The sequence below is a fragment of the Ruania suaedae genome (assembly GCF_021049265.1).
Classification (GTDB): domain Bacteria; phylum Actinomycetota; class Actinomycetes; order Actinomycetales; family Beutenbergiaceae; genus Ruania; species Ruania suaedae.
This window is the reverse complement of record NZ_CP088018.1, coordinates 3202206-3219925: the sequence shown is the minus strand read 5'-3', so window position 1 is coordinate 3219925 and position 17720 is coordinate 3202206. Positions and strand designations below refer to the sequence as shown.

19 protein-coding genes and 1 riboswitch are annotated in these 17720 nt (G+C 71.5%); of the genes, 13 read left to right on the top strand and 6 right to left on the bottom strand.

Features of this window, described 5'->3' with window-relative positions:
• The first annotated feature begins 120 nt into the window (after positions 1–120).
• From LQF12_RS14955 to mnhG, 6 genes are read left to right on the top strand one after another with little or no spacing between them, the layout of a single operon-like run.
• A complete protein-coding gene (locus LQF12_RS14955; RefSeq protein WP_231053695.1) occupies positions 121–3039 on the top strand; it encodes a Na+/H+ antiporter subunit A in 2919 nt (972 codons plus the stop codon).
• 8 nt (positions 3040–3047) lie between these two features.
• The gene (locus LQF12_RS14950) at positions 3048–3581 is read left to right on the top strand and encodes a Na(+)/H(+) antiporter subunit C (protein WP_231055627.1); all 534 of its coding nucleotides are present in this window, start codon (positions 3048–3050) and stop codon (positions 3579–3581) included.
• Positions 3578–5152 (top strand): Na+/H+ antiporter subunit D, encoded by a 1575-nt coding sequence (locus LQF12_RS14945; RefSeq protein ID WP_231053694.1) that lies wholly within the window; start codon positions 3578–3580, stop codon positions 5150–5152. Before LQF12_RS14950 ends, LQF12_RS14945 begins: the two co-directional genes overlap by 4 nt.
• Positions 5149–5730 (top strand): Na+/H+ antiporter subunit E, encoded by a 582-nt coding sequence (locus tag LQF12_RS14940; protein ID WP_231053693.1) that lies wholly within the window; start codon positions 5149–5151, stop codon positions 5728–5730. Before LQF12_RS14945 ends, LQF12_RS14940 begins: the two co-directional genes overlap by 4 nt.
• On the top strand, positions 5727–6104 hold the full coding sequence (locus LQF12_RS14935; RefSeq protein WP_231053692.1) for an MrpF/PhaF family protein: 378 nt from the start codon (positions 5727–5729) through the stop codon (positions 6102–6104). Before LQF12_RS14940 ends, LQF12_RS14935 begins: the two co-directional genes overlap by 4 nt.
• On the top strand, positions 6101–6457 hold the full coding sequence (mnhG, locus tag LQF12_RS14930; RefSeq protein ID WP_231053691.1) for a monovalent cation/H(+) antiporter subunit G: 357 nt from the start codon (positions 6101–6103) through the stop codon (positions 6455–6457). Before LQF12_RS14935 ends, mnhG begins: the two co-directional genes overlap by 4 nt.
• 11 nt (positions 6458–6468) lie before the next feature.
• On the opposite strand, the gene LQF12_RS14925 is transcribed toward mnhG, so the two are convergent.
• Positions 6469–6723 (bottom strand): DUF4235 domain-containing protein, encoded by a 255-nt coding sequence (locus LQF12_RS14925; protein ID WP_231053690.1) that lies wholly within the window; start codon positions 6721–6723, stop codon positions 6469–6471.
• A 79-nt stretch (positions 6724–6802) separates the two neighbouring features.
• Positions 6803–6907, top strand: a riboswitch (TPP riboswitch).
• 26 nt (positions 6908–6933) lie between these two features.
• Between LQF12_RS14925 and LQF12_RS14920 the strand changes: the two genes are divergently transcribed.
• The 3 genes from LQF12_RS14920 to LQF12_RS14910 are packed head-to-tail and all read left to right on the top strand — an operon-like array spanning position 6934 to position 10680.
• A complete protein-coding gene (locus tag LQF12_RS14920; RefSeq protein WP_231053689.1) occupies positions 6934–8046 on the top strand; it encodes a thiamine ABC transporter substrate-binding protein in 1113 nt (370 codons plus the stop codon).
• Positions 8043–9713, top strand: coding sequence for an ABC transporter permease (locus tag LQF12_RS14915; RefSeq protein WP_231053688.1), 1671 nt, complete (start codon positions 8043–8045; stop codon positions 9711–9713). The genes LQF12_RS14920 and LQF12_RS14915 overlap by 4 nt, the downstream gene beginning before the upstream one ends.
• Positions 9703–10680 (top strand): ABC transporter ATP-binding protein, encoded by a 978-nt coding sequence (locus LQF12_RS14910; protein ID WP_435531197.1) that lies wholly within the window; start codon positions 9703–9705, stop codon positions 10678–10680. Before LQF12_RS14915 ends, LQF12_RS14910 begins: the two co-directional genes overlap by 11 nt.
• Before the next feature lies 1 nt (position 10681).
• Here LQF12_RS14910 and solA read toward each other — a convergent pair whose 3' ends face one another.
• Genes solA through LQF12_RS14895 form a run of 3 tightly spaced genes read right to left on the bottom strand, consistent with a single transcriptional unit; the run spans position 10682 to position 12886 of the window.
• Positions 10682–11827, bottom strand: a complete 1146-nt coding sequence (gene solA, locus LQF12_RS14905) for an N-methyl-L-tryptophan oxidase (RefSeq protein ID WP_231053687.1) — start codon at positions 11825–11827, stop codon at positions 10682–10684.
• 31 nt (positions 11828–11858) lie between these two features.
• Positions 11859–12566 (bottom strand): cation diffusion facilitator family transporter, encoded by a 708-nt coding sequence (locus tag LQF12_RS14900; protein ID WP_231053686.1) that lies wholly within the window; start codon positions 12564–12566, stop codon positions 11859–11861.
• A complete protein-coding gene (locus tag LQF12_RS14895) occupies positions 12563–12886 on the bottom strand; it encodes an ArsR/SmtB family transcription factor (RefSeq protein WP_231053685.1) in 324 nt (107 codons plus the stop codon). Before LQF12_RS14895 ends, LQF12_RS14900 begins: the two co-directional genes overlap by 4 nt.
• A 190-nt stretch (positions 12887–13076) precedes the next feature.
• Between LQF12_RS14895 and LQF12_RS14890 the strand changes: the two genes are divergently transcribed.
• The gene (locus LQF12_RS14890) at positions 13077–13937 is read left to right on the top strand and encodes a VOC family protein (RefSeq protein WP_231053684.1); all 861 of its coding nucleotides are present in this window, start codon (positions 13077–13079) and stop codon (positions 13935–13937) included.
• Between the two features lie 25 nt (positions 13938–13962).
• Here the strand turns inward: LQF12_RS14890 and LQF12_RS14885 are convergent, their stop codons facing one another.
• The gene (locus LQF12_RS14885; RefSeq protein WP_231053683.1) at positions 13963–14835 is read right to left on the bottom strand and encodes a DUF817 domain-containing protein; all 873 of its coding nucleotides are present in this window, start codon (positions 14833–14835) and stop codon (positions 13963–13965) included.
• A gap of 137 nt (positions 14836–14972) precedes the next feature.
• Between LQF12_RS14885 and LQF12_RS14880 the strand changes: the two genes are divergently transcribed.
• The 3 genes from LQF12_RS14880 (at position 14973) to LQF12_RS14870 (ending at position 16718) form a co-directional block, all read left to right on the top strand.
• Entirely contained in the window at positions 14973–15431 is a 459-nt protein-coding gene (locus LQF12_RS14880; RefSeq protein WP_231053682.1) for a DUF3817 domain-containing protein, read from the top strand.
• 30 nt (positions 15432–15461) lie between these two features.
• The gene (locus tag LQF12_RS14875) at positions 15462–15929 is read left to right on the top strand and encodes a GNAT family N-acetyltransferase (RefSeq protein ID WP_231053681.1); all 468 of its coding nucleotides are present in this window, start codon (positions 15462–15464) and stop codon (positions 15927–15929) included.
• A gap of 90 nt (positions 15930–16019) precedes the next feature.
• Positions 16020–16718: a hypothetical protein gene (locus LQF12_RS14870; protein ID WP_231053680.1), complete on the top strand. Its 699-nt coding sequence runs from the start codon at positions 16020–16022 to the stop codon at positions 16716–16718.
• A gap of 3 nt (positions 16719–16721) precedes the next feature.
• On the opposite strand, the gene LQF12_RS14865 is transcribed toward LQF12_RS14870, so the two are convergent.
• Positions 16722–17612: a DUF4349 domain-containing protein gene (locus LQF12_RS14865; RefSeq protein WP_231053679.1), complete on the bottom strand. Its 891-nt coding sequence runs from the start codon at positions 17610–17612 to the stop codon at positions 16722–16724.
• Positions 17613–17720: the final 108 nt, after the last annotated feature.

The following is a 17720-nucleotide window of genomic DNA, read 5'->3' as shown; positions in this document are numbered from 1 at the left end:
GTCCACTCCGGCGTTCGGGCCGGCGATGCCGCGCACCCGAATACCCACGTGTCCAACACCTTCACAACCGCACACCCGAGCACCACCCGCCCTGACCACGCCGACTGACCGGGAGCCGACGTGCTGCAGCTGATCGCCCTGCACCTCGTGGCGGCTCTCGCTGCCCCGGCGTTGGTCTCCCGCTTCGGCCGGCGGGCCTTCCTACCGCTGGCGCTGGTGCCCGGGTCCGCGGCGATCTGGGCGCTGATCCGCCTCGGCGATGTGCTCGCCGGTGAGGTACCGCTGCAGAGCGTGGCGTGGGTGGGCTCGCTGAACATGCACCTGACGTTCCGGCTCGACGGCCTGGCCTGGCTGATGGTGTTGCTCGTCGGCGGCATCGGCGCCCTGGCGCTGGTCTACTGCGCCTGGTACTTCGCCTCCGGGGCGAAGTTCCTGGGGCGTTTCTCCGGGATCTTTCTCGCCTTCGCCGGTTCGATGCTGGGCCTGGTGACCACCGACAACACCCTGGCGCTGTACACCTTCTGGGAGCTGACCACGGTCTTCTCCTACCTCCTCATCGGGCACTACTTCACCCGCAAGGGCTCCCGCCGCGCCGGGATGCAGGCGATCGTGGTGACGACCTTCGGGGGTCTGGCGATGCTCGCCGGCTTCCTCGTGCTCGGGGCCGTGCCCGGCGGCTCGTTCTCCCTGTCCGAGCTCGTCGGCGCGCCTCCCGCGGGCACCGCCGTCGCCGTGGCGATCGTGTGCATCCTCGTCGGGGCACTGAGCAAGTCCGCGCTGGTGCCGTTCCACTTCTGGCTGCCCGGCGCGATGGCTGCCCCCACCCCGGTCAGCGCGTACCTGCACGCCGCCGCCATGGTCAAGGCCGGCGTCTATCTCGTCGCGCGCCTGGCCCCCGGGTTCGCCGAGCTGGACGCCTGGCGCTGGATCATCCTGGTCAGCGGCTCGGTCACGATGCTCATCGGCGGCTACCGCTCCCTCAAGCAGCACGACCTCAAGCTGCTGCTCGCCTTCGGCACGGTCAGCCAGCTCGGCTTCCTCATCCTGCTCGTCGGGCAGCCCCACCAGGCGGTCGCACTCGCCGGCCTGGCCCTCATCGGCGCGCACGCGATGTTCAAGGCCGCCCTGTTCCTCACCGTCGGTGTCATCGACGCCGCCGCCGGCACGCGCGACCTGCGCCACCTCTCCGGCCTCGGTCGCAACCTGCGCTGGGCGGCCGTGCCCGGTTTCCTCGCCACCTTCTCGATGGTCGGGTTGCCGCCGTTCGCCGGCTACGTCGGCAAGGAGGCCGTGCTCGAAGCACTCACCCACGACGTCGGAGCGCACGAGATCGCCGTGCTCGCCGTCGTCGTGGCCGGGTCCGTCCTGACCTTCGCCTACGGCATGCGTTTCCTGTGGGGCGCCTTCGCGCGCAAGCCCGGGGTGGAGGAGACCAGGCTCGACCGCGAGGCGCCCGGACTGTTCGTGCCCGGCGTGGTGCTGGCCGTCCTGGGGCTCGCCACCGGGTTGGTGCCCGGCCTCGGGGAGCGGCTGTTCGAGCGCTACGCCGGCACCTACCCGGCCGGGGAGCCGGGGCACCTCACGCTCTGGGGAGGGATCGGGCCGGCGCTGCTGCTCACGATTGTCGTGATCGCCGCCGGTGCCGGCCTGTTCGCGGCGCGCCACCCGGTGGAGCGACTCCAGGGGGCCGTGTCCCTGGCTCCCGACTCCGACCGGCTCTACCGGACCATGATGCGTCGCCTGGACCGGGGCGCCGTGGCCGTCACCTCCTACACTCAGCGTGGTTCCCTACCGGTCTACCTGGGCACGATCCTGCTTGTCACTGTCGGTGCCGTCTCGATCGCGCTGATCGGGTCCGGCGCCGGTATCGGCCCGGTCCGAGCGTTCGACGTTCCCGCCCAGGCCTTGCTGGCCGGGGTCATCGTGCTCGGTGCGATCCTGACCGCTCGCGCCCGGCGCCGCCTCAAGGCCGTCGTGCTGATGGGGATCACCGGGTACGGGGTGGTGGTCTTGTTCGCGCTGCACGGGGCGCCGGACCTGGCGCTGACGCAGGCGCTGGTGGAGACGATCGCGCTGGTGGTGTTCATCCTGGTGCTGCGACGTCTGCCCGCCTACTTCTCCAACCGGCCCCTCAAACGCAGCCGCTGGTGGCGCGCGGTACTCGCCGCGGGTGTAGCGATCATGACGATGGCGCTGGCGCTCATCATCCCGAACGTTCGCACGGTGGATCCGGTCTCCGTGCTGTTCCCGGACGAGGTGTACGAGTACGGCTACGGACGCAACATCGTCAATGTCGCCCTGGTCGACACCCGCGCGTGGGACACCATGGGCGAGATCGCCGTGCTGCTCGCCGCTGCCACCGGTGTGGCCTCGCTGGTCTTCGTCCGTGCCCGCTCCGGCCAGGTGGATCGCATCCGTGACCGCCGTCCGAGCCTGCCCACCGCTCGCGTGAACGGTGACCCCGGGCAGCGCTCGCGCACCTGGCTGCCTGCGGGGGCCGCGATCCCACTCGCCCGCCGGTCGGTCATCCTCGAGGTGGCGACCCGGTTGCTCTTCCACACCATGCTGCTCTTCGCGGTCTTCCTCCTGCTCTCCGGTCACAACGCCCCCGGTGGCGGCTTCGTGGCCGGTCTGGTCGTCGGCGTCGCGCTCACGGTGCGCTACCTCGCCGGGGGCCGGTACGAGCTCGGCGAGGCCGCCCCGATCCTGCCCGGGCTGCTGCTGGGGTCGGGACTGTTCCTGTCCGCCGGGGTGGGGGCCGTTCCGCTGTTCTTCGGCGGCACGGTCCTGCAGTCGGTGGCGATCGACCTCGATCTGGGGATCCTCGGCGAACTGCATCTGGTGACCTCCCTGTTCTTCGACATCGGCGTCTTCCTGCTGGTGGTGGGCCTGATGCTGGATGTGCTGCGATCCCTCGGATCCGAGATCGACCGTCAGGGTGAGGCCTCCGGGGCCGTCCAGCCGGACATCGCACACGACTCGCCCCGCGCCACCACCGACGACGCCGATCCCGTCCCGAGCGAAGGAGGCCGTGCGTGAGCATCGACATGACTCCCTCCCTCGCGCTTGTCGTCGTGGTCGGGGTACTGGTGGGCACCGGTGTGTACCTGGTGCTCGAACGCAGCCTCTCCCGCGTGGTCATCGGCGTGACGCTGATCAGCAACGGCGTCAACGTGCTGTTCCTCATCGCCGGTGGCGCCGCCGGTGGACCGCCCCTGATCGGTACCACCGAGCCCGAGCGCATGAGCGACCCGCTGACGCAGTTCATGGTGCTGACCGCCATCGTGATCAACCTCGCCCTGACGGCGTTCGTGCTCGCCATGGCCTACCGGTCCTGGCAGCTGCACGGGCACGACGAGGTCCAGGACGACCTGGAGGACCGGCGCGTGGCCCAGCGAGCGGCACGCGCCGAGCTCGACTCGCGCGCTGACGACGTCGGGACCGACCTCGCCACCGAGGCGGCCGAGGCTCGCGACGAGACCGAGGAGCAGCGGGACACCTCCGGCTCCGGCGGACTGGGCGGGCCCGGTCGCTCCGACGACGGCGGTCCGGCGGGCACCGATCGAGGTGAGCGCCCATGAGCTGGCTCGTCGCACTGCCGGTCGTGATCCCGATGGTCGCGGCCGGGCTCGCCCTGGCGGTCGCCCGGCACAACCGCGCCCAGGGCATCATCTCCGTCAGCGCGATCACGGCGGTGCTGGTGGTCTCGGTGGCGCTGATCTTCGTCACCCACACCCAAGGCCCGCAGGTCATGAACGTCGGCGGATGGGCGGTGCCGGTCGGGATCGGCTTGGTGGCAGACCGGCTCTCGGCGCTGATGCTCGTCGTCTCGGCGGTCGTACTGCTCGGCGTGCTGGCGTACTCCCTCGCCCAGGGCCTCGCGGATGGGCAGCGCGGCGCCCCTGTGGCGATCTATCACCCCACCTACCTGGTGCTGGCGGCCGGTGTGGCCACGGCCTTCCTCTCCGGTGACCTGTTCAATCTTTACGTCGGCTTCGAGGTGCTGCTCGCGGCCAGCTTCGTGCTGCTCACCCTCGGGGGGACGGCCGAGCGGATTCGCGCCGGTGCGATCTACGTCGTCGTCTCGCTGCTGTCCTCGATCATCTTCCTCGTCGCCATCGCGTTGATCTACGCCGCGGTGGGTACCCTCAACCTCGCCCAGCTCTCCGAGCGGCTCCGGGACGTCGACCCCGGGCTCCAGACGGTCCTGCAGATCATGCTGGTGGTGGCGTTCGCGATCAAGGCCGCGCTCTTCCCGCTCTCGGCCTGGCTGCCCGACTCCTACCCGACCGCTCCCGCGCCGGTGACCGCGGTGTTCGCCGGCCTGCTCACCAAGGTCGGGGTCTACGCCATCATCCGCACCCAGACCCTCCTGTTCGTCGATGGTGCCCTCGACCAGGTGCTGATGGTGGCCGCGGTGCTGACGATGGTGGTGGGCATCGCCGGCGCCGTGGCGCAGGACGACATCAAACGCCTGCTCTCGTTCACGCTGGTCAGCCACATCGGCTACATGATCTTCGGGATCTCACTGGCCAGCGGGCCAGGGTTGTCCGCCGCGATCTTCTACGTCGCGCACCACATCACCGTCCAGACCGCCTTGTTCCTCATCGCGGGCCTGATCGAGCGCCGCGGCGGGAGCACCTCCCTGGAGCGCCTCGGATCCCTCGCGAAGGTTGCGCCGGTGCTCGGCATCCTCTTCTTCGTCGCGTCGATGAACCTTGCCGGCATCCCGCCGATGTCCGGCTTCCTCGGCAAGGCCGGTCTCCTCCAGGCGGGCCTCGCCGATGGCAGCGCGCTGGCGGTGGCGGGGGTCGTCGTCGGGCTCTGTACTTCGTTGCTCACGCTCTACGCCGTGGTGAAGGCCTGGAACAAGGCGTTCTGGCAGGAGGCCCCGCAGGAGCTGCCGGTGACGACCTCTCCGCGCGCCATGGTCGGCCCGGCGGCTGCCCTGGTGTCGGTGGGCGTGCTGCTGGCCTTCGTCGGCGGCCCGCTGTACGCCTACACCGACGCGGCGGCACGCGACCTACGCGCCCGGACCCTCTACATCGATGCCGTGCTGGTGACCGGGGACCGCGGTGAGGGGGAGTCCTCTGACTCCCAGGACTCCGATGCCGCTGAAGGTGCCACGTCGGGCAGTGGGGGCGAGCGATGAGCGCGTCCGGGAAGTGGGAGAGGCTCAGCCAGTGGCCGATGGCCGTCTGGATGACGATCGTCTGGGTGCTGCTGTGGGGCGGTGTGACACCGGCGAACGTGCTCTCCGGCCTGGTCGTCAGCGCGCTGTTGTTGGTGATCTTCCCGATGCCGAAGGTCGGTTTCGCAGGCCGATGGTCAGTGATCGGGACGGTGGCTCTGCTCGTGCGCCTGCTCGCTGACATCGTGCGCGCGTCGATCGCGGTGGCCGTGCGGGTGCTGCGGGTGCGACAGAACCCGCGCGGGGCCGTGATCCGGGTGCAACTGCGTTCGGAGTCCGATCTGGTCCTCACCCTGACCGCGGAGCTGACCTCTCTCGTCCCGGGCACCCTGGTCGTGGAGGCGCACCGCCTGACCGGAATGCTCTACCTGCACGTGCTGGACGTGTCGCAGCCGGGCGCGCTGGAGAGGGCCCGCGCCAGCGTCCTCTCCCAGGAGCGCCGGGTGATGCATGCGCTGGCGACCGATGCCGATATCGCTATTGCCGGGATCGCGCCGCGGCCCTGGAAGCGCTCGGCGACGAAGGAGGCGAACCGATGAGCCCGATCGTGGTGGGGATCTGTGGCGTGCTGCTCACCGTGGCCGCGGTGCTGGTGGTGATCCGGGTGGAGCGAGGGCCGAGCATGCTCGACCGGGTGATCGCCCTGGACGTCCTGGTGGCCGTGCTCGTCGCCTGTCTCTCGCTCGTCGCGATCTGGTACGGCCGGGAGGACGTGGTGCTGGTGCTGACGGTCTTCGCGCTGGTCGGCTTCGTCGGGTCGGTGACCCTGGCCCGTTTCGCTGCCGTCGAGCCGGAGGACGAGCGGCGGATCCTCACCCCTGCCGAGGTCGCGGAGGTCGAGGCCCGCGAGCGTGCCCAGCTGACCGGGGGCACCGATGCCCAGGACGAGGCAGATGAGCGGAGGGCGCCATGACCCTCGCCCAGGTGATCACGTCGATCTGCATGATCGGCGGATGCTCGCTGACGTTGGTGGCCGCGATCGGCATCGTCCGGTTTCCCGACCTTCTCTCGCGGATGCACGCCGCCACCAAGCCTCAGGTACTCGGTCTCATCCTGCTGATGACCGGCCTTGCCGTCGGTCTGGGCTCGAGCGAGGTCACCTGGAAGGTGGTCCTGGTCGTCGTCTTCCAGCTCATCACGGCGCCGGTGGCCGCGCACATGGTGGCGCGAGCCGGCTACCGGACCGGGAAGATCAGGTCGGATCTGCTCATGGCCGACGAGTTCACCGAGGATCTGGACCGGGCGCAATCACGCGAGGACTCCTAGCGGAGCAGTCCTCAGTCCTTGGACAGCTGCGACGAACCCAGCCACTTCGCGGTGCCGCGTGCGGCGAAAGTCCGGGCGAACGCGATCAGCGCGCCGCTGACAGCCGCGAAGACGACGAGCTCACCGATGCTGATCTCGTCGGCCTCGGGGTTGTTGTCGGGGGGCTCGTGGCCGGTGATCTTCTTCCACGAGGCGCCGAGCAACTTGTTCGCGGCCAGCCCGGCGGCGACGGCAGCGGCCGTGGTGACCAGCTTCTGGACGTTCATCTTCGTCTCCTGAGATCGGGTGCTCTGTGTCACCCTATCCCCGCCGTCGCGGCCGGGCCCGTCCAGCGGTGTAGCGTGAGCGCCACGACAGGGGAGCGCCGCGTGGCGCTGAGAGTGCGGATCACCGCAGACCCTCGAACCTGCTCCGGTTAGCACCGGCGAAGGAAGTCGAGCATCTCTCTCACCCCTCCTTTGATCCGAGGAGGACACATGAACGACCGCATCGGCCGGCGTGCCGCGACACCGACGACCACCGCGCTCAGGGCGCTGGCCACCGTCACGGGGATCGCCGCACTGACGGGCTGCTCGGTGATCGGCGCCGGCGGATCCGAGACGGAGTCGGAGGAGGGAGCCCAGGCGGGTGGCGTGGTGCAGGTGGTCACCCATGACTCCTTCAGCCTCTCCGACGAGCTCCTCGCCGACTTCGAGGCCGAGAGCGGCTACACCGTCGAGCTCAGTGCCCCCGGTGACGGCGGCGCGCTCGTCAACCAGCTGATCCTCACCGCCGACTCCCCGCTCGGGGACGTCGCCTACGGCGTGGACAACTCCTTCGCCGGCCGTGCGATCGGATCCGAGGTCTTCGCTGACCACACCTCGCCGGCGCTGCCGGCGAGCGCCGAGCAGTACCTGGTCGAGGGCTCCGAGGCGCTGACCCCCATCGACATCGGCGACGTCTGCCTCAACGTCGACCACGACTGGTTCGCCGAGGCGGGCATCCCCGAGCCGGAGAACTTCGAGGACCTGCTCGAGGAGCAGTACGCCGATCTGCTGGTGGTCACCAACCCGGCGACGTCCTCCCCCGGCCTGGCCTTCCTGCTCGCCACCGTCGGGGCGTTCGGCGAGGAGGGCTGGCTCGAGTACTGGGAGGAGCTGGCCGACAACGGTCTGAAGGTGGTCGACGGCTGGTCGGATGCCTACTCGGTGGACTTCTCCGGCTCCACCGGGGAAGGTGACCGCCCGATCGTGCTGTCCTACTCGACCTCGCCGGCGTTCGAGGTGAGCGAGGACACCGCCGAGGGCGAGGCGCCCACCGGTGCGCTGCTCGAGACCTGCTTCCGGCAGGTCGAGTACGCCGGGGTCATCGCCGGTGCCGCCAACCCCGAGGGCGGGCAGGCGTTCATCGACTTCCTGCTCTCGGAGCCGGTGCAGGCCGACATCCCGGAGCAGATGTACGTCTATCCCGTCGATGACCAGGTGGAGCTGCCCGAGGCCTGGACGCAGTTCGCGCCCCTGGCCGAGGATCCGCACGAGGTCGCTCCCGAGGAGATCGACGCCCACCGTGACGAGTGGATCGAGGCGTGGACGGCAGCGGTCATCGGGTGAGGGTTGCGCGCTGGTGGATCTGGGGCCTGGCCGCCGGCCTCCCGCTGGCCTTCCTGGGCGTCTTCTTCGCCTACCCGGTCGTCTCGCTGATCACCCGCGGCTTCGTCACCGGCGGCGGGCTCGACCTGGGCGGGTTCGCGGAGGTCTTCTCCCGTCCCCGGACCTGGCGCATCGTCCGCCTCACCCTCACCCAGGCGCTGCTCGGGACCGCGGGATCGGTTCTGCTCGGCATCCCCGCGGCCTACGTGCTCTATCGCTGCACCTTCCGGGGTCAGCGGCTCGTGCGCGCGGTGGTGACGGTCCCGTTCGTGCTGCCCACCGTCGTCGTGGGCGTGGCCTTCCGCACGCTGCTCGCCGACTCGGGCCCCCTCGGCTTCCTCGGCCTCGACGGCACGTTCACGGCGATCATCCTGGCGCTGGTCTTCTTCAACTACGCGGTGGTGGTGCGCACCGTCGGCGGCATGTGGGAGCGACTCGATCCGCGCACCGAGCAGGCCGCCCGCGCCCTGGGTGCCTCGCCGGCCCGGGCCTTCCTCAGCGTGACCCTGCCGGCCCTGACACCGGCGATCGCCTCGGCGGCATCGGTGGTGTTCCTGTTCTGCGCCACCGCCTTCGGCGTCGTGCTGGTGCTCGGGGGCATCCAGTTCGGCACCATCGAGACCGAGATCTGGATCCAGACCACCCAGTTCCTGGACCTGCGCGCCGCCGCTGTGCTCTCGGTGATGCAGCTGATCGTGGTGGCCGGTTCGCTGGCGCTGTTCGCCCGCACCCGCACCCGCCGCGAACGGGCCCTGCGGTTGCAGCCGGTCACGACCACCCCGGCCCCGCTGCGGCTGTGGCAGCACCGCCGGCCGGGGCCGGACCTGCCGGCGACGGCCGTGACCGCCGTCGTGGTGGGTGTGCTGGTGCTGCTGCCCCTGGCGACCCTGCTGATCAGGTCGCTGCGCACGCCGTCGGGCTGGGGCCTGGGCAACTACGTGGCGCTGGGCAGTACCGGTGGTGACAACGCCCTCACGGTCACCGTGTGGGAGGCGACGGCCAACTCGCTGCGCATCGCCGTCGACGCCACGGTGCTGGCCGTGGTGATGGGGGTGCTCGTGGCCCTGGTGCTCTCCCGCCGCCCCCGGCGCCCGGCCGCCCGCCGGGCGATCGGGTGGATGGATTCCCTCGTCATGCTCCCCCTGGGAGTGTCCGCAGTGACCGTCGGGTTCGGGTTCCTCATCACCCTGGACGCGCCGCCGCTGGACCTGCGCTCCTCCCCGGTCCTCATCCCGATCGCGCAGGCGATCGTGGCGATGCCGCTGGTGGTGCGCACCGTGCTGCCGGTGCTGCGGGCGATCGACCCGCGGCTGCGGGAGGTGGCCGCGATGCTCGGCGCCTCGCCGGCCCGGGTGCTGGCCGCCGTCGAGGTGCCGTTCCTGGTGCGCTCGGTGGGCTTGGCGATCGGGTTCGCCTTCGCGGTCTCGCTCGGGGAGTTCGGGGCGACGGCGTTCCTGTCCCGCCCGGACCGGCCCACCCTGCCGGTGGTGATCTTCCGCCTGATCGGCCGGCCCGGTGCGGAAAACTACGGGATGGCGCTCGCGGCGTCGGTGGTGCTGGCGCTGCTGACCGCCTCGGTGATGGGGTTGGCGGAACGACTGCGAGGGGAGCGATCGGGTGAGTTCTGAGCGAGGGGTGGGCGAGGGCCCGGGCGGGCTGAGCGTGCGCGCGGCCACGGTCACCTACGGAGCCACGACGGCGGTCGCCGGCGTCGACCTGCATGTGCCGGCCGGCCAGGTGGTCGCGGTGCTCGGGCCGTCCGGGTGCGGCAAGTCCTCGCTGCTACGGGCGGTGGCCGGGCTGGAGCCGCTGACCACCGGCGAGGTGCGCTGGGACGGAGCCGACGTGAGCGGCACCCCGGTGCACCGGCGCGGATTCGGGTTGATGTTCCAGGACGGGCAGCTGTTCCCGCACCGCGACGTCGCGGGCAATGTGGACTTCGGGCTGCGGATGGCGGGGATCGCGCGGGCGGAGCGGGCCGCGCGGGTGGCCGAGCTGCTGGCTCTGGTGGGGCTGAGCGGTTTCGGCGACCGCGCGGTGGCCTCGCTCTCCGGCGGGGAGCAGCAGCGGGTCGCGCTGGCCCGGGCGCTGGCGCCGCGTCCGGCGCTGTTGCTGCTGGACGAGCCGCTCTCGGCACTCGACCGCGAGCTGCGCGAGAGCCTGTCCGGGGAGCTGCGACGGATCCTCACCGAGACCTCGACGACGGCCATGTACGTCACCCACGACCACGACGAAGCCTTCGCCGTGGCCGACCGGGTCGCCGTGATGCGCGAGGGGCGCCTCGTCCAGGCGGGCACCCCGGCCGAGCTGTGGGCGGCCCCGGCCGACGCCGCCGTCGCGGGCTTCCTGGGCTTCGTGGTGGTCGAGCACGAGGGACGCACCCTGGGCCTCGGCCCGGGGGCGCTCGTGGTGGATCCGGCCGGGGGCGGCCCGGCCGGCCGCGTCGTGGCCACCGGTTTCGCCCGCGGCCGGACCACCGCCCGGGTGCAGGTCCCCGGCTGGGGCGAGGTGACCGCCGTGGCGGGAGAGCACACGCCCGAACCCGGGCACGAGGTGAGGCTGCGGATCGAGCCGGGGGCCGCCGTCGTGCTCTGAGTCAGCCGAAGCGATCGGGGGAGAAGGGCGTGAGGTCGACCGCCGGCTCCTCGTCCAGGGCGAGGGCTGCGGCCGCGTCGCCCACCGCCGTCGCGTGCTTGAAACCGTGCCCGGAGCAGGCGGCGGCGAGCACGACGCCGGGGTAGGCGCGCGGGGTGCCGATGCTGAAGGCCTCGTCCGGGGTGTGGGTGTACATGCACCCCTCGGCGCGCACGTCGGTGGCGTCCAGGCCGGGCAGCCGGCGCGAGACCCAGCGGGCCACCTCCGCCCATTCGGCCGGGTCCACCTCGAGCGGGTTGTGGCTCGGATCGGCGACGGCGGGGGCCGGCAGATCGTGCAGGCCCACCTTCACCCCGTGCCCTTCCAGGGCGGGGGCGCCCCAGGCGAGGTAGCCGTCGGCCTCGTGCAGGAACACCCCGAACCGCTCGGGCCCGAACTGCTCGGGCTCGGGCGCCCGGAACCAGGTGAGCAAGGTGCGCCGCACCCGCATCGGGACGGTGAGCTCGGGCAGCAGCCCGGCCGTCCAGGCACCGGTGGCCATGATCACCCGGCCGAACCGCCACGTGCGTTCGCCCTCGGGTCCGGTGCTGCGCACCTCGACCCCGCGCTCGCCCGGGGTCACGGCCAGCACCTGCTCGCCGGTGCGCACCCGGGCGCCCTGCCCGACGGCGGCCCGCACCGCCGCGCGGATGCCCGCCTCCGCGCGCAGCACCCCGGTGCCCGGGTCGAGCACCCCGACGGTGTCCTCCTCGATGGCGTGCTGGGGGTAGGCGGAGCGGACCTGTGCGGTGGTGAGGGTCTCGTGCGGCAGGTCGTGGGCGGCGATGGTCTCCAGGATGGGCGGCAGGATCCGGCCGTCGGCCGGGCCGAGGAACAGTCCGCCGCAGAGGGTGAGCAGCTCGGTGCCGTCGGCCCGTTCGAGCTCGCGCCAGAGACGCTGGGCGTGCCGGGCGAGCGCGACGTACTGGGGCCCCTCCACCAAGGCGGTGCGGAACAGCCGACTGTGCCCGTGGGAGGAGCCGTGGGCATGGCCGGGGGTGTGCTGCTCGAAGCCGATCACGTCGGCGCCGCGGGTGGCGCTGCGCCAGAGGGCGGAGCTGCCGGCAGCGCCGAGGCCGAGGACGGCGAGGTCTGCGTCGAGAGTCATCGCGGACCAGTCTGCCGGATGCCGGGGCGGGCTACTGGGTGCAGCAGTCGTCGGTGCAGCACGGCTCGTCCTCGGCCAGGGCGCTCGCGGGAACGTGGCAGCAGGCATCGCCACGCCAGGCGCTGACCCCCTCCTTCGCCGCGAGGCCTGCGATGACCAGGGCAGCGAGAGGATCGGCCCAGGTCCAGCCGAGCAGGGAGTTGAGCAGCAGACCGATCAGCAGCACGGCCGAGAGGTAGGTGCACAGCAGCGTCTGCTTGGAGTCGGCGACGGCGGAGGGGGAGCCGAGCTCGCGGCCGGTGCGGCGTTCGAGCCAGGACAGCACCGGCATGATCGCCAGACTCACGGCGGCCAGCGCGATCCCGACGCCCGAGTGCTCCGGCTCGGCCGCGCCGAGCAGGGTGCGGATCGCATCGACGCTCACGAACAGCGCCAGGCCGAAGAAGGAGAAGGCGATGAGACGCAGGGCGATCTTCTCCCGGCTGCGGGGGTCCGGGGCGCGGAACTGCCAGGCCACGGCGGCGGCGGAGAGGACCTCGATCGTGGAGTCGAGGCCGAATCCCACCAGCGCGGCGGAGGAGGCGATCCGGCCTGCGGTGATCGCGATGACCGCCTCGATGATGTTGTAGACGATCGTGGCGGTCACGATCCAGCGGATGCGACGGTGCAGCGTGGCCCGGCGGGCGGGGTCGAGGGGGCGGGGCCTGAGGGGGCGGGGCCCGAGAGGCAGGGAGGTCATAAGCAGGCGCACTCCGGGCCGCAGCAGTCCGGATCGACCGCGAGGGTGAGGTCGAGGAGCCCGCCCAGGGCGGAGCGGAGTGACGGATCGGCCAGGCGATACCACGTGCGCCGGCCCTCCCGGGCGGAGTCCACCAGGCCGCAGCCGCGCAGGCAGGTGAGCTGGTTGGACATCACCTGCCGGGAGACCCCGATCGCGGTGGCCAGGTCGGAGGGGCAGGCGGGGGCCTCCCGCAGCGCGAGCAGGATCTGCGTGCGGGTGCGGTCGGAGAGCGCGTGGCCCAGCCGGGCGACGGCGTCGGTGTGGGTGAGGGTCGCCATGGGAAAATAATACAGGGGAACGTGAACTATCAGGTGGGCTGACCGGACAGACACGGATGCGTGGAGTGCGGAGCCATGCTGCCGCAGAGTGACGGAGCCGTGTCGCTCCGGTCACGGGGCGAGTGCGGCGGGGGTTGTCGCGGAGTGGGCGATGTGAGATAGTTGAAGTATAAACTATGAAGGAGCAGGAATGGCCGATCGACTCGCGCAGGACACCGCCATGGGCGTGGTGGAGCTGCTGGTCCGCGACCTGGACGCGATGATCGCGTACTACGCCACCGGGATCGGTCTGGACGTGCTCGAGCACACCGGTCCTGCCGCGGTGCTCGGCCGCGGATCCACACCGATCGTGCGCCTGCGGGCCGAGCGGGACCTTCCCGGTTTCTCCCGGGGCGACGCCGGGCTGTTCCACACCGCCATCCTGTTCGACAGCGGCCCGGCCCTGGCGCGAGCGCTGGCCGGTGTGGCGCGTTTCGCTCCGGCGAGCTTCACCGGCGCGGCCGACCACCTCGTCTCCGAGGCCTTCTACTTCGACGATCCCGAGGGCAACGGCGTCGAGCTCTACCTCGACCGCCCGCGCGAGCGGTGGGCGCGCACCCCGGGCGGCGGCGTCCGGATGGCAAGCCTGCCGCTGGAACCGAACACCTTCCTGCGCGAGCACCTGACCTCCGCCGCCCCGCCACCGGGCGCTGCGCCCGATGCCATGGTGGGGCATGTGCACCTCCAGGTCGGCGACATCGCGACTGCGCGGGAGTTCTACGTGGACACGCTCGGGTTCGACGTGATGGCCACGTTCGGCAGTCAGGCGCTGTTCGTCGCGGCCGGCGGCTACCACCACCACATCGGGATGAACACCTGGAACTCGGCCGGCGCCGGCCCGCGCGCCGCCTCGCTGGGGCTGGGCCGGGTGAGTATCGAGCTGCCCACGGCGGACGAGGTCACCGCCCTCGGCGATCGTCTGCGCAGCGCCGGCCTGCGCGGTCGTCACGACGGCGCGACGCTGCGGTTCGAGGACCCGTGGAACACCCTGATCGAGGTCAGTGCCGCCTGAGGGCGTCTCCGCGCGCTGCGGTGCGTCAGTCGGCCCGCACCGCCGGGGTGGCCCCCGGCTCGCCGTAGAACCGGCCCTCCCGCATCTTCACCGCCGCCACCAGCACGAAGCTCAAGGACACCAGCAGCGCCCACGAGCCCCACTTGCCGGTATGCACCATCTCCCAGATCTCGAGCTGGCCCGGGTACCGCCACGCCCCGAGGAAGGTGCCGGCGTTCTCGGCCACCCACAGGAAGAAGCCGATCAGCACGAAGCTCAGGCTGAGCGGCATCCGGTACCGCGACCGCCCCACCGTGAATGCCACCCGGGAGCGCCACAGCACCGCGACGAATCCCGCCGCGACCAGCCATCTCGCATCCGGCAGCCAGTGCTGGGTGTAGAAGTTCGCGTACGCCGCCGCTGCCAGGAGGGTCGTCGGTAGCACCGGGAAGTGGCTGACCCGCAGGTCGAAGCGCCGGAACGCCTGGCACAGGTAGGACCCGACCGCCGCGTACATGAATCCCGAGTACAGCGGGACGCCCCCGACGCGGAGCACCCCGTCGTCGGGGTAGGACCACGACCCGACGTGCACCTTGAAGATCTCGAGCGCCAGGCCGATCAGGTGGAAGGCGCCGATCACCGCGACCTCCCGACCGGTCTCCAGCCGCAGCACCCAGAACAGCGCGGTCACGCCCACCGCGTAGATCAGCAGCGCGTCGTAGCGCGGGATCGGAAGCTCCACCACGGCACTGGCGGTGAGGCCGGCGAAGATCGCCAGGGGGAACAGACAGCACTGCACCTCCAGCCAGGTGAAGCGGACCAGCTGCCCGACGGCGGAGGTCGCCCTGCGCAGGCGGGTGTGCTCCGCCGTCGACAGGGCGGGGAGGGCGGCCTCCGCGCCGCGCGGTTCGCTGCTCACGGGGCGAGCCTGGCAGGCGCGAGACCGGGCCGGGGCGCCGTGACATAGACCTGCGCGGGCCCTTCACGCGATCGCCGCGCACTGCACCGTTCCTTCACGCGTGCGATCGGTCGGCGCCCGCCAGGGACAATGGGGCCATGAGCGCACTCGGTCCCGGACGCCTGCACCGACTCCTCGCCGATGCCGAGGCCGTCACCTGGGCGTTGCTGCTGATCGGCATGGCCCTGAAGTACCTGACGGGTACGACCGATCTCGGGGTGACGATCGCCGGCCCGATCCACGGTTTCGTGTTCCTGCTCTACTGCGTGGTGACCGTGGTGGTCGGGATCGACCAGCGGTGGCGGCCGCGCACGATCCTGCTGGGCCTGGCCAGCGCGATCCCGCCGTTCGTGACGATCCCGTTCGAGCGCTGGGTGCGCCGGCGGGAGCTGGCCGGCGGGCAGTGGCGGCTGCGCGGGCCGGGGAGCGGGCGCTCGCTGGTGGAGCGGGTGCTGGCGGCGGTGCTGCGCCGTCCGGTGCGCTTCGCGCTGGTCGCGATGATCGTGACCGCCGGGGTTTTCCGGGTGCTGCTGTGGGTCGGGCCGCCCGGCGCCTGAGGTGCTGTCCTGGGGTCCTATCCTGGGCCGGTGAGCGACACTGCTGTCCGGCTGGCCGGCCCCGACGACGCCGAGGTCGTCGGCCGGTTGCTGTTCGACTTCAACCGCGAGTTCGAGGCACCGACACCCCCGGCGGCCACGTTCGCGCAGCGGTTCGGCGTGCTCCTCGCCCGCGCCGATGTCCTGGTGCTGCTCGCCGGTGAACAGTCCCGGCCCACCGGCTTCGCCTTCCTGACGCTGCGTCCGAGCCCGTACTTCGAGGGGCCGCTCGCGCAGCTGGAGGAGTTGTATGTGGTGCCCTGGCTGCGTGACCGGGGGATCGGGACGGCGCTGCTGACCGCGGCCGTGGCTCAGGTGCGCGAGCGGGGCGCGGGCGAGATACACATCGGCGTCGACGAGATCGACACCGACACCCGCCGCTTCTACGAGCGGCACGGGTTCACCAACCTCGAGGTCGGGACCGACGACCGGATGCTGCTCTACCTGCGCCCGCTGTGAGGCGCGGGGCAGGAGTGCCCATGGACCGTGCCTCGTCGGAACCCGCGATGTTGCTAGTCTCGCTGGCGTCGTCGAGGGAAGGGCCTGAGCGTGGACTCGAGTGCAGTGGCGATCCTGCCGATGCTGATGTGGATCCTGATCCCGGCCCTCGTCGTGGTCCTGCTGGTGGTGGGCCACCAGAAGGCCAAGAAGCGCCGTGAGTACCTCGCCCGGTGGGCCGCGGCCCGCGGTTGGCGCTACACCCGGAGCTCTCCGCACCTGGTCTCGCGCTGGCGCAGCGAGCCGTTCGGGCGCGGGAGCTCGCGCCGGGCCACCAACGTCCTCAGCGGGGACTTCCACGGCCGCCACGTGGTCTCGATGGCGTACCAGTACACCACCGGTTCGGGGAAGAACCGCTCCACCCATCACTTCCACGTGATCGCGTTGCACCTGCCCGCCGCGCTGCCGTGGCTGCAGCTCAGCCCGGAGAGCGTCGGGGACTCGATCGCCAAGTTCTTCGGCGGCCAGGACATCGAGTTCGAGTCGCAGGCGTTCAACGAGGCGTGGCGGGTGAAGGCGCCACCGGGGCAGTACGCCTTCGACGTGATCCACCCACGGATGATGGAACGGCTGATGCAGCCCGACGCCCTGGGGCGGACCATCTCGATCGAGGGGCAGGACATCCTGCTCTCGATCGGCGGCCGTCAGCGCGAGGACCTCATCGACGCCTATGCCAACCTGCTCTACGGGATCGTCGACCAGGTGCCGCGGCACGTCTGGCTGCGCGTGGGCCACGACCCGGGAGTGTGAGCCTCAGCTCACGGGCTCGCTGACCTCGGCAGCGGGAGGGCCGGCCGGGGGCGTCTGCTCGCGACCGCGCCGGCGCTTGTGCGCGACCACGATCGCCGCCACCGGGATCGTCAGCAGCACCAGCCAGGGCAGCAGCACCCCGAAGGTCACCACCACCGTGTCGACGAAAGACACCAGCGAGCGCCAGCCGGTCTGCAGGCCGCCGAGGAACCCGTCGGCGCTGACCTCCGGCGCGGGTGCGCTGGTCAGCTGCACGTGCAGGGTGGACATCGCCACCAGGTCGGCGAGCTGCTCGCGCTGGGAGAGCAGCGATTCGAGCTCCGCCTGCCGCTCGCTGAGCGCGGCCTCGGCCTCCAGCAGGTCCGAGGAGGTCTCGGCCGTGGCCATGATCTCCTCGAGCCGGGCGGTGGAGGTCTCCAGGGCGCTGATGCGGGCGTCGAGGTCCACCAGGGTGGCGGTGACGTCGTCGCTGCTCTGGGAGACGTCACGCAGTTCGCCGAGCTCGGCGAGGTCGGCGAGCACACCCTCGAGGTCATCCGAGGGGACGCGGACGGTCAGGTCGGCGCTCGGCTGGTCCCGCGCGTCCGGTTCGCCCCGGTAGACCGACCTGTTCTCCACATAGCCCCCGACGGCGGTCGCCAGGCCGGCCACGTCGCTCGCCCCCTGCTCGGGGTCGTCGACCACGACCGTGGCGTGGGCGGTGGTGATGACCTGCCGTTGCTCGACCGTGGTCCCGGTATCGCGGCCGGGCGCGTCGGCCATGGAGCCGCCGCCATCGGCCATCTCGGGCTGGTCGGACCCCGGTCCGGCGCTGTCGCTGGTGCTCATACCGGACGAGCAGGCGGCGAGCATCGCGAGAGCGGCCGCTGCGATCACACCCTGGATACGTCTCATGAGGGCGACGTTAGCGCTGCGATGCCCGGCGCGGGCGGGCGTGTCCCGATCGAGGCCGAACCGTGGCCGTGACGTGATCGACTCGTTGCGGCTTCGTAGCCGGGCCGC

Coding starts and splice junctions, on each gene's coding strand:
- LQF12_RS14950 (WP_231055627.1), top strand. CDS start 3,048: ATGACTCCCTCCCTCGCGCTTGTCGTCGTGGTCGGGGTACTGGTGGGC.
- LQF12_RS14945 (WP_231053694.1), top strand. CDS start 3,578: ATGAGCTGGCTCGTCGCACTGCCGGTCGTGATCCCGATGGTCGCGGCC.
- LQF12_RS14940 (WP_231053693.1), top strand. CDS start 5,149: ATGAGCGCGTCCGGGAAGTGGGAGAGGCTCAGCCAGTGGCCGATGGCC.
- LQF12_RS14935 (WP_231053692.1), top strand. CDS start 5,727: ATGAGCCCGATCGTGGTGGGGATCTGTGGCGTGCTGCTCACCGTGGCC.
- mnhG (WP_231053691.1), top strand. CDS start 6,101: ATGACCCTCGCCCAGGTGATCACGTCGATCTGCATGATCGGCGGATGC.
- LQF12_RS14925 (WP_231053690.1), bottom strand. CDS start 6,723: ATGAACGTCCAGAAGCTGGTCACCACGGCCGCTGCCGTCGCCGCCGGG.
- LQF12_RS14920 (WP_231053689.1), top strand. CDS start 6,934: ATGAACGACCGCATCGGCCGGCGTGCCGCGACACCGACGACCACCGCG.
- solA (WP_231053687.1), bottom strand. CDS start 11,827: ATGACTCTCGACGCAGACCTCGCCGTCCTCGGCCTCGGCGCTGCCGGC.
- LQF12_RS14900 (WP_231053686.1), bottom strand. CDS start 12,566: ATGACCTCCCTGCCTCTCGGGCCCCGCCCCCTCAGGCCCCGCCCCCTC.
- LQF12_RS14895 (WP_231053685.1), bottom strand. CDS start 12,886: ATGGCGACCCTCACCCACACCGACGCCGTCGCCCGGCTGGGCCACGCG.
- LQF12_RS14890 (WP_231053684.1), top strand. CDS start 13,077: ATGGCCGATCGACTCGCGCAGGACACCGCCATGGGCGTGGTGGAGCTG.
- LQF12_RS14880 (WP_231053682.1), top strand. CDS start 14,973: ATGAGCGCACTCGGTCCCGGACGCCTGCACCGACTCCTCGCCGATGCC.
- LQF12_RS14865 (WP_231053679.1), bottom strand. CDS start 17,612: ATGAGACGTATCCAGGGTGTGATCGCAGCGGCCGCTCTCGCGATGCTC.